This window comes from Candidatus Poribacteria bacterium (assembly GCA_016866785.1).
GTDB lineage: Bacteria > Poribacteria > WGA-4E.
This window is the reverse complement of sequence record VGLH01000216.1, coordinates 1-3,559: the sequence shown is the minus strand read 5'-3', so window position 1 is coordinate 3,559 and position 3,559 is coordinate 1. Positions and strand designations below refer to the sequence as shown.

Below are 3,559 nucleotides of genomic sequence, written 5' to 3'. Positions count from 1 at the left end.
AAGCGCCGTGGCAGCGTTGCCGACCTGATGCGCGCCTACGAGCCGCAACGACACGCCTTCGAGGCGAACTTCGCCGATGCCGAGGTCGCACCGCTCACGCCCGCCCGTGGAACGGTGACGTCTCAGTTGGATGTCCGCTCCGACCTCAAGGACCGGAGCGTTCCTTTCCTCAGCGACAGCACGGATCGCCTCTCGCGCCAGGTGGGGCTGCGAGGCTAGAACCAGTGGGCAGCCTGTTTTGATGATGCCCGCCTTTTCGCGGGCAATCTTATCGACAGTATTGCCCAACGCCTCCATGTGGTCAAGCCCGATGGGCGTGATGACGGTCATGACCGGAGTGACGACGTTCGTAGCATCCAGCCTACCTCCCATGCCGACCTCAAGGACGACGATATCGCACGCCTGAGCGGCGAACCAGACGAGCGCCATCGTCGTGTACACCTCGAAGAAGGTCAAGCCGCCGTCGGGCGTCGTGCGGAGCGACTCCAGCGTCGACGCGAGTTCGCCGACCAACGCGGCGAACTCGTCCTCACCGATCCATCGACCGTCGATTTGCATCCGCTCACGCGGCGAAACCAAGTGCGGACTCGTGTAGAGCCCGACCCGGAACCCGGCGTGGCGCAACGCGGAGTCGATGAACGCGCAGGTGGAGCCCTTTCCCTTCGTCCCGGCGACGTGAACGAACGGCAGGCGCTGGTGCGGATCGCCGACGGCGCTCAGCACGCGCGACATTCGCGCCAGGTTGAGCGTGCGCAGCCGCGAGCGGTCGATGGAGACCGTCTCGAGGTTCAGGAAGGAGTCGATGAACGCGCGAGCTTCGTCATAGGTCACGTCATGCGTGCCCAGTCCAGCGGGGCATCATGGTTCCGCCAACGCGTCGATCCAGACGCAGCATGACTCGACTATCCGCTGTACGTGAAGCTCGGGTAGATGGGAAAGTCCGCACACAGCGACGCGACATCGGCTCGAATGGACCCACGTTCCGCCTCGTCCGTATCGCTGCTCAGAACGCGTGCCATGTGACGCGCGATTCGTTCCATCTCGGTCGCTCCCATGCCGCGCGTCGTGAGCGCTGGCGTGCCGGGACGGATGCCGCTCGTCTGCACCGGCGAACGCTGATCGAACGGGATCGTGTTCTTGTTCACGATGATCCCGGCTTCTTCGAGCAGATTGGCTGCCTTGCGCCCGGTGATGCTCCGGTCGCTGAGGTCGACCAGCATCAGGTGGTTGTCGGTTCCTCCCGTGAGGAGCTCGTGCCCCGATGCGATCAGGGCAGACGCAAGCGCCTGAGCATTCGCCACGATCTTCCGGGAGTATGCAGCGAACTCCGGCTGCATCGCCTCCTTGAGCATGACCGCGCGCGCGGCGATGGCGTTCATGAAGGGTCCGCCCTGTAGTCCCGGGAACACGGCGCGGTCGACTGCCTGGGCATGTTCCGCTCGGCACAGCACGATGGCGCCGCGCGGTCCGCGCAGTGTCTTGTGCGTTGTCATCGAGACGATGTCGGCGTAGGGAACCGGGGTCGGATGGACGCCGCCCGCGATCAAGCCCGCGACGTGAGCGACGTCCGCGAGCAGGTAGGCTCCGACTCGGTCGGCGATCTCGCGCCAGGGGGCGAAGTCGATGGATCGGGGGTAGGCGCTTCCCCCGACGATAATCAGCTTCGGCTTGTGCTGCCTTGCCGCGTCGAGGACCTGGTCGAGGTCGATTCTGCCGGTGTCCGGCTGCACTCCGTAGAAGCTCACGTCATACAGCTTCCCCGCCATGTTCTGCGGGATTCCGTGGCTCAGGTGACCGCCGTGGTCGAGCTTCATGGCGAGCACCCGGTCGCCGGGCTCCAGCAGCGCGAGGAACGCGGCGATGTTCGCCTGGGAGCCGGAGTGCGGCTGCACGTTGGCGTGTTCGGCTCCGAACAGCGCCTTGGCGCGCTCAATGGCGAGCGATTCGACCGCATCCATCTGCTCGCAACCGTTGTAGTAGCGCTTGCCAGGGTAACCCTCGGCGTACTTGTTCGCCAAGACGCTGCCCTGCGCAGCCAGAACCGCCGGGCTCGCGTAGTTCTCGGACGGGATCATCACCAGCATGTCCTGCTGGCGCTTCAGGTCGGCTTCGAGCGCGTCGGCGATCTCGGGATCGGTTTTCGACAGCGGCTGGTGGAACGTATCCGTCAAGGACATCGCCTCTCTTGATGTCGAAATCGTGCGTTACTGGGCGAGAACCGCCCGCTCCTTGGCGCGCATCAGGCTCGTGACCGTCTGGAGCGTCACGGCATCGCAGAGGAGCCGTTCGGCTTCGCGCAGGAGCACGCCGTTGATGCTGTCGATCTCGGTCTTCCGCCCGGCTTCCAGGTCCTGGAGCATCGACGAGCGATTGAGCGCCGTGGCTTGGCAGACGTCGATCACGCGGTTCTCGCTGTCGGAGATCGAGTCGATGCCGCTCGCGTGGGCGATTGCCTCGCATTCCGCGCTGATTCGCCGCGCGACCGCCGCCGCGTCGATATCGTCGGCGATGACGCCGTTTCGGACGCCCAGCAGCGCCGTCAGCGGGTTGATCGCCGCGTTTACCAGCGCCTTCGACCAGACCGCGGATCGCCAGTCGTGCGTCACGCGCGCATCGAAGCCGGCGAGGCTCAGCGTGTCGCAGAGTGCCTGAGCGGACGACATCGCGTCGGACGTCATACTGCCGATGATCGTCGTGCCTCTGCCGGTGTGATGGACGCTTCCGGTTGCGACGAGGGTTGCCGCCTCGGAAGTCGAGCCCGGCAGCACTCGCTCATCACCGAACGCCTCGGCGAGCGTCTCGACGTTGTCGAGACCGTTTTGGATCGTCGCCACCGGGCCCGGGAACCACTGCAGAGAACGAGCCGCGCTCTCGGTCGCATGCGCCTTGACGCAGATCAGGGCGACGTCCGCGCCGCGCACGGCGTCAGCGCGACCGTCTGCGGTCGCCGTCACGCGCAGGCGGCGCTCGATGCCCTCGAAGCGGAGCGTGATGCCGTCTCGCGTCAGGCGCGCGGCGCGGTCGTCGCGGTAGTCGAGCAAGCAGGTGCGAACGCCCGCGTCAGCCAATCGAGACGCGAACAGGAGTCCCAGCGCGCCGGGCCCGGCGACGACCACGGAGCTCAATGCTTCTCCCACTTCGCGAGTTCGGTCAGTTCGCTGAGCGTTCCTCCGGCGTCGATCTCGGCGCGAAGCCGGTTTTCCATCTCGAGCACGCTCATCGCTCGATTGGCGACTTCGAGCCCGTCTGCGGCAGGGATGACCACCACTCCGTCATCGTCGCCAACGACCCAATCGCCGGGATGGATCCTCACGCCGCCGATCCGTATCGGCACGTTGATCTCGCCCAAGCCTTTGGGCTCCCATGCCGTGGGAGCGATGTGCCGCGAGAAAGCCGGGAAGCGAAGGCGACGAATCTCGGCGACATCCCTCACGCCGCCGTCGACCACCACGCCGGCGAGCTTCCGGGTGACGGCGCTGTGCGTCGCCAGCTCGCCCCAAACGACGCTGGGCAAGCCCCCTGCCTCGACGACGACGGCTTCGCCGGGACGGGCAACGTC

4 protein-coding genes are annotated in these 3,559 nt (G+C 66.1%); all 4 read right to left on the bottom strand.

Going from position 1 to position 3,559, the window contains the following annotated elements; translation table 11 throughout:
• Positions 1 to 831, bottom strand: an 831-nt coding sequence (locus FJZ36_18385; protein MBM3216868.1) for a bifunctional folylpolyglutamate synthase/dihydrofolate synthase, incomplete at its 3' end; no start/stop codon positions are given.
• Between the two features lie 71 nt (positions 832 to 902).
• Positions 903 to 2,177, bottom strand: a complete 1,275-nt coding sequence (locus FJZ36_18380) for a serine hydroxymethyltransferase (protein ID MBM3216867.1) — start codon at positions 2,175 to 2,177, stop codon at positions 903 to 905.
• 27 nt (positions 2,178 to 2,204) lie between these two features.
• Positions 2,205 to 3,137, bottom strand: coding sequence for a 2-dehydropantoate 2-reductase (locus FJZ36_18375; protein ID MBM3216866.1), 933 nt, complete (start codon positions 3,135 to 3,137; stop codon positions 2,205 to 2,207).
• Positions 3,122 to 3,559 (bottom strand): bifunctional hexulose-6-phosphate synthase/ribonuclease regulator (locus FJZ36_18370; GenBank protein ID MBM3216865.1); only part of this gene is annotated, 438 nt, incomplete at its 5' end. The genes FJZ36_18370 and FJZ36_18375, both read right to left, overlap by 16 nt.

What these genes read in the sequence shown, in the direction of transcription:
- FJZ36_18380 (MBM3216867.1), bottom strand. Translation starts at nt 2,177, where the DNA reads ATGTCCTTGACGGATACGTTCCACCAGCCGCTGTCGAAAACCGATCCC.